Raw genomic sequence first — 6,265 nt, 5'->3', positions numbered from 1 at the left:
AATTTAAATTATTTTTAAACTTATCAAATAAAACCCAACTTAATCAATTCAACCAAGTCATTGTTTTACCAGAAGTTTTAATCTTCATCACCGCCGATGGATGTGCATTCTACAGCATTTCACATCCGTTGCAACACCCTTTTTCATTTATTTTTAGTTTTTCATTACGTTTGTTTATTTATTCTACTAAATTGAGTTTTTTTACTATTTTTGAGCATAAAAGGGACAATATTTCCATATTTGTCCGTTAATTTATCTTTTTCATTCTTTTCTTGCCATTTTAAAGCTCGACAATCGACATATTCACAGTAGCCACCTTCCCCACACTCGATTTCGTCGTTGATTTTAATTTGATAGTTAAAGCTTCCTGCATAGCCTGCGCCGAGTCCAAATTTAAAATCCCCACGGCTCTGCGCTTGTACATGTATTTTCAGTTTGTCATTTTGGTAAATCCATTCAAATTCACGTGGCAAATACATTTTTTGCAAATTTGGGGTTTTAACCACAGGATAAACGCGCATGACTTTAAAGAACACACCTTGGTCTGCCATGAACACTTGCTGCTGATTTAAATCTCTTAGATATAAACGTGAACTCAAAATATTGTTATAGCGGTCTCGCGTTTGCATAAAGATGATTTGACGCTGTCGGCTAAGGTTGATCACCTGATGGGTATAAAACGCTAAAGGTAAATATGGAAACTTGCGTATTTGTGCATAAGACAAAACAGCCAACTGATTTACATCATACATCTGGCTCTGAAATTTGATTTGACCTTCACATTGGCACATCACCGACCAATATTCAGCTAGACCTAATCTTAATTTAATTAAACACGAAGAAATATCGGTTGTTTGCACGGACAAATCTAAACTGAGTTCAGTATCTTCTCGATGGATTTGAAATACTGCTCCATCCCAACCAATCTGCTCTTTATCTCTAAATTTAAAGACAGTATCACTCAGACCACAGTCGTCTTTGATGGAATATGATTGTAATTGCCCAACCATATGACCGCTCACACTGGTCAATACTGTGGCTGTATTGAGTTCGTCTTGTTGAATGGACACAGGATTTTGAAAAGCGGGAATCTGAGGCTGACCGAGCCAACTTATAAAGTTAAGATAATGTAAGGGCGCAGGAAGATTCGGTAGACAGAGTCCATAATGGACTGAAGGGTAAGGCGTATTCGGCGCATGTAGATTTATTTTTTTATGTTGCATATCTGGAGCTTGATTCAATCGTCTTGATTGATCCAAGAAATCTTGAAATATCTGCATATCAAGCTCCTTTTCATTTTTATTTCATGTTTTAACTCATGCTTCAGCCTTTTTTGCCATTAAGGTTGTGACAAAGCCAGACAATGCATAAATTACTGAAATAATTAAAATACCCATTGGAATATTATACGTTACAGCAGCTAAAATGAAGACTATGATTGGTAATACCGCAAATGGAACACGGCGACGATCCACCGTTTTAAATGAATAGTATTTTACATTTGAGATCATCAATAGACCCACTGCAATAATCACTACCGCATTAAAAATCTGAATACCTGTTTCGCGTAAGTCGAAGACCGCAGGGATATCCATACCTACCCATACCAATGAAATAATCATAACGGCTGCGAGTGGACTTGCAACACCAATAAAATAACGTTTATCGACAACCCCGATTTGTACGTTAAAACGTGCTAAACGGAAGGCTGCACATGCGGTGTAAACAAAACATGCTGCAAGGCCAATACGGCCTAAGTCATTTAGACTCCAGCTATACATTAAAATGGCAGGTGCAACACCAAATGCTAGCAAGTCTGATAAGGAGTCAAACTGTTCACCAAATGGACTTTGCGCGCCAATAGCACGTGCGACACGGCCATCCAAACCATCAAATAATGCTGCAAGGAAAATGGCATAAATGGCTTGTTGAAACTCACCATTCATACTGGCAATTATTGAATAAAAGCCGGATAACAACGCTGCAGTTGTAATCAAGTTTGGCCACAGATAGATCCCACGACGTTTCACTTTATGCCCTTCATGGGTGTGCTCCTCTTCTTCAACTTCAAATGTAATGCCATCAAATGCATTTTCATCCTTTGAAGAAATTTCCCGCTCAGGTTTATTTGTATTTGTCATTGTTCGATCCTAACTGTGACCTTTCTTTTTCAAGTTTAAAATTATTCGCCAACCAACCAACGTACGGCTGCATGACCACCATTTTCATTCATACGAAGATGTGGGAACAACCATTGTAATGCTTCATCCGCATCTTCAGAGAATTTCCAAGGTGGGTTAATCACCAATAAACCACAACCATTTAGACCGACTGGAGTGTCATCTGGCCATACACAAATTTCGCAAACCAACTGACGACGAATGCCGGTTTTGTACATTTTCTTTTCAAAACGTTCAATCATCGCGCGGTCTTTAATTGGATACCATACCGCAAAAACGCCTGTCGGCCATTTTTTATAAGCAGCCACCAATAATTCTACAAGCTGTGGAAAATCTTTACGTTCTAATTCGTAAGGCGGGTCAATCATGACCAAACCACGCTTTTCTTTTGGTGGAATTACGCCCAATAAACCTTCGTAAGCATCACGCTCATGCAAGCCTGCACGTTTATCAAAAATATTGTGGCGCAATTGTTGGAACACATCACGCTGCATTTCAAAAATCGTGGCTTTATCAGTTTCACGCATGCCTTCGAGCGCAAACCATGGAGAGCCTGGGTAAGCGCCTTTACCAAAGTTTTCACGCATTTTTTCAACAACTTTTAAATATTGTTGAACACCTTCAGGCGCATTACGCTTAATCGAATCATCGAGCTTAACTAAACGATGAATACCATTTAAAAACTCACCTGATTTCTGTGCTTCAGAGGTCGAAAGATCATATTTACCTGCACCACCATGTGTATCTACATAGCGATAAGGTTTATCTTTTGCATTCAGTCGACTTAATAACTGAAGCAGCAAAACGTGCTTCATCACATCGGCAAAGTTGCCTGCATGGAAATGGTGACGGTAATTCATGTTTCTTTAATTCCTGATATCAACGGACATTTTAGCATGAAAAATAGTTTCATTCCGATGCTATTCTTGCTCTAGAATACGTCACCTTTTTTTCCACAACTTTATGGATCGTATATGGAAACAGCCTTTCTCCCAAAGTCTTGGCCCGTTGATCAAATCCTCGATGATTTAGATCAACACGGGTTTAGCATTATTGATGACGCTTATCCTGCTGAATATATACATGCACTTGTTGAAGAATGTATGTCAAATTTAAATAAATTTAGGGATGCAGCCGTACAAAATGGGGTCATCAGTAAAATTAGAAGTGATCATATTTTATGGATTAACGACACCTTAGATGTCGCACAAGAACACGTTCAAGCGTTACAACATTTATCAGAACAATTTAATCGCGCATTTTTTTCTGGCATTCACGAAGTCGAAGCACATTTTGCCTGTTATAACGCAGGTGAATTTTATGCCCTGCATAAAGATAATCCTCAAGGCAAAAATGGACGTGTCATTTCAGCAGTTTATTATTTGCATGAACATTGGCAAGCCGACTGGGGCGGTGAATTGCGCTTACAAGATAAGAATGATGTTTGGCATATTTTAGAACCTAAACCGAATCGCATTGCTTTATTCCAAAGTGACCTGTTACACGAGGTACTCGAAGCCAAACATCAGCGTTTATCGATTACGGCGTGGCTGCGTAATGACAGCACGATGTGGTAATTCGATATTCATCCTTTAAATCCCCTAAATTATCCTCATATATGAGTCATTCATAGATGAGGATGTACCCGATGCGTCAAAACAGTCATAAAATCATTCAGCGTATTGGCGAAACTGATCAATTATTTCTACAAGGCAACAGCCCTAAACTTGCCCTTGAGCGTGCTGACTTACGTCTGCAATTGGTTGGCTTAAGCAAGAACCATCAAGAACAAGTGTATTTTCTGCAAGAAGCCATTGTTCTACTTGAGCAAAGCCGGATTGAATTTGAAGAAATGCCGATTGAGCTATACATCAATTTGTCTGTACATTTAGCCAAAGCTTATATGATATTTTTTGAAATTACCCAAGAGCAGCGCTATGCCCTGATTACCCAGCAGATTATGAAACCGATGTCCAAAGCTGAACATGGCGACATTTACTTCTACCTGGCCTATGCCTCTGCGGTAAAACAGGAACCTGCTTTAACCCGCCACTGGTTAAATAAATACTGCAAATCTCAAGAATTCAAACTGACCACTTTACTTGAGCATCCTGCATTTAATCCATATCGCCAAGAAGACTGGTTTGCAGAATTACGCCAAAGCAAACTGCACTAAATAAAAAAAACACCTCCGAGGAGGTGTTTTTTTATTTGTGGAGAAATGAAATTTATGCTGGCTGCAGCTTATATGCATCCATATGCAACTGCTGATTCAGCTCATCAATCCAAATTACCCAATCATCATCTTGCACTAAATGACTGATTAGAAAATCACGCTGCGCTTTATTCCAAAACGGCGCATCATGTAAATTTTCACTTGCAGCAAGCTGATGCGTACGCACGTATAACTCGATCGCAGCTGGACTGCTGGCTAACCCCAATTGAGAAAACAATAAAGCTAAGGATGGTTTATTTTGATTGAGCATCTCGCCCTCCTTATCAACTAATCTGTCATTTATTATTTAATTAACTTATATGATGAAGCTAAAAAAACCTAGCGTTAAAACTAGGTTTGTTGTTTCAAATTGTATTTAGATTTTGCATGATCCGGAAAGCTTATGTTCTGTATGCAATTGTTCATTTAAAATATCGACCACTATGGCCCAGTCATCATCTTTTTTCCAATGACTGATAATAAAGTCACGCTGTGACTTTGTCCAAAATGGCGCTTCATGCAATGGAACATCCATGGTGATTTGATGCGTTTCGATAAATTGATCGATGCCTTCCGGAGTTGCATCCAACCCCAATTGTTCAAAAAATAGTTCCAACGTCGGTTGTTGATCAAACATTGCCGTTCTCCTCAAGCCAATAACATTTTTCCCATCTTTATAGTTATCTGTTTATTTGACTTTGTCAGTTGCAACAGCATCTCAACGTGTTATTTTTTGTTCAAAAATTAAGCGTGGTATTTTTCGCAGGCCATAAAAAAAGCACCCCAAATGGAGTGCCTTTTTATAATTTAATTTAAAAAATTAAATTATTTAACCATGTCAGCAACTGCTGCACGTTCTTCTTCAAGCTCGTTTAGAGTGAAGTTGATACGTTCACGGCTGAATTCGTCGATTTCAAGACCTTGAACGATTTTGTATTCGCCGTTTTCAGTTGTTACAGGGAAACCGAACATTACGCCTTCAGGAATACCATAAGAACCGTCAGAAGGAATACCCATAGTTACCCATTTGCCGTTTGTGCCAAGAGCCCAATCGCGCATATGGTCGATTGCAGCGTTTGCAGCAGAAGCAGCAGAAGAAAGACCACGTGCTTCGATGATCGCAGCACCACGTTTACCAACAGTTGGAAGGAATACGTCTTTGTTCCAAGCAGCATCGTTGATTTTGTCTTTTAAGCTTTCGCCGTTTACATTTGCAAAACGGTAGTCAGCATACATCGTTGGAGAGTGGTTACCCCAAACTGTCATGTTTTCGATGTCAGAAACTGCAACACCTGCTTTTTGAGCAAGTTGAGTTAACGCACGGTTGTGGTCAAGACGTAACATTGCTGTGAAGTTTTTCGCTGGAAGATCTGGAGCAGATTTCATTGCGATGTAAGCGTTAGTGTTTGCAGGGTTACCTACAACAAGAACTTTAACGTCACGGCTAGCAACTTCGTTAAGCGCTTGGCCTTGACCGATGAAGATTTCACCGTTTACTTTAAGAAGGTCAGCACGTTCCATACCAGGACCACGTGGACGTGAACCTACAAGAAGAGCGTAGTCAGCATCTTTGAATGCAACTTTAGGATCATCAGTACCGATCATACCTTCTAAAAGAGGGAATGCGCAGTCATCAAGTTCCATCATTACGCCTTTAAGCGCTTGTTGAGCTTTCTCAACTGGAATTTCTAATAATTGAAGGATAACTGGTTGGTCTTTACCCAACATTTCACCGCTTGCGATACGGAATAATAAGCTATAACCGATTTGACCAGCTGCGCCAGTAACGGCAACACGAACTGCTTGCTTCATGTAATTATCTCCAATTGAGGAAGGTCATAATGATTAAATAGCTGTTCTATCTAATCTT

8 protein-coding genes are annotated in these 6,265 nt (G+C 39.5%); 2 read left to right on the top strand and 6 right to left on the bottom strand.

From position 1 onward, the window contains the following. Positions 1-164: 164 nt before the first annotated feature. Genes FTV38_RS04905 through FTV38_RS04895 form a run of 3 tightly spaced genes read right to left on the bottom strand, consistent with a single transcriptional unit; the run spans position 165 to position 3,040 of the window. Positions 165-1,280 (bottom strand): DUF6670 family protein, encoded by a 1,116-nt coding sequence (locus tag FTV38_RS04905; protein ID WP_180021656.1) that lies wholly within the window; start codon positions 1,278-1,280, stop codon positions 165-167. A gap of 36 nt (positions 1,281-1,316) precedes the next feature. Next, on the bottom strand, positions 1,317-2,141 hold the full coding sequence (gene pssA, locus FTV38_RS04900) for a CDP-diacylglycerol--serine O-phosphatidyltransferase (protein WP_078192422.1): 825 nt from the start codon (positions 2,139-2,141) through the stop codon (positions 1,317-1,319). Between the two features lie 41 nt (positions 2,142-2,182). Next, positions 2,183-3,040: a 23S rRNA (adenine(2030)-N(6))-methyltransferase RlmJ gene (locus FTV38_RS04895; RefSeq protein ID WP_078189232.1), complete on the bottom strand. Its 858-nt coding sequence runs from the start codon at positions 3,038-3,040 to the stop codon at positions 2,183-2,185. Between the two features lie 114 nt (positions 3,041-3,154). On the opposite strand from FTV38_RS04895, the gene FTV38_RS04890 reads away from it, so the two are divergent. Both FTV38_RS04890 and FTV38_RS04885 read left to right on the top strand, forming a co-directional pair. Next, complete coding sequence (locus tag FTV38_RS04890; RefSeq protein WP_180021654.1) at positions 3,155-3,757, top strand: 2OG-Fe(II) oxygenase; 603 nt, start codon at positions 3,155-3,157, stop codon at positions 3,755-3,757. A gap of 71 nt (positions 3,758-3,828) precedes the next feature. Continuing rightward, positions 3,829-4,356: a hypothetical protein gene (locus tag FTV38_RS04885; RefSeq protein WP_180021650.1), complete on the top strand. Its 528-nt coding sequence runs from the start codon at positions 3,829-3,831 to the stop codon at positions 4,354-4,356. A gap of 52 nt (positions 4,357-4,408) precedes the next feature. Here FTV38_RS04885 and FTV38_RS04880 read toward each other — a convergent pair whose 3' ends face one another. The 3 genes from FTV38_RS04880 to FTV38_RS04870 form a co-directional block, all read right to left on the bottom strand. Further along, entirely contained in the window at positions 4,409-4,666 is a 258-nt protein-coding gene (locus tag FTV38_RS04880; protein ID WP_111885950.1) for a DUF2789 family protein, read from the bottom strand. Between the two features lie 105 nt (positions 4,667-4,771). After that, positions 4,772-5,032, bottom strand: a complete 261-nt coding sequence (locus FTV38_RS04875; RefSeq protein ID WP_180003486.1) for a DUF2789 family protein — start codon at positions 5,030-5,032, stop codon at positions 4,772-4,774. 188 nt (positions 5,033-5,220) lie between these two features. Then, positions 5,221-6,207 carry a malate dehydrogenase gene (locus FTV38_RS04870; protein WP_078189236.1) on the bottom strand — a complete coding sequence of 329 codons (987 nt, stop codon included), beginning with the start codon at positions 6,205-6,207 and terminating at the stop codon, positions 5,221-5,223. Positions 6,208-6,265: the final 58 nt, after the last annotated feature.

Source organism: Acinetobacter sp. YH16044 (genome assembly GCF_013417145.1).
Classification (GTDB): domain Bacteria; phylum Pseudomonadota; class Gammaproteobacteria; order Pseudomonadales; family Moraxellaceae; genus Acinetobacter; species Acinetobacter amyesii.
This window is presented reverse-complemented; position numbering and strand designations above follow the sequence as displayed.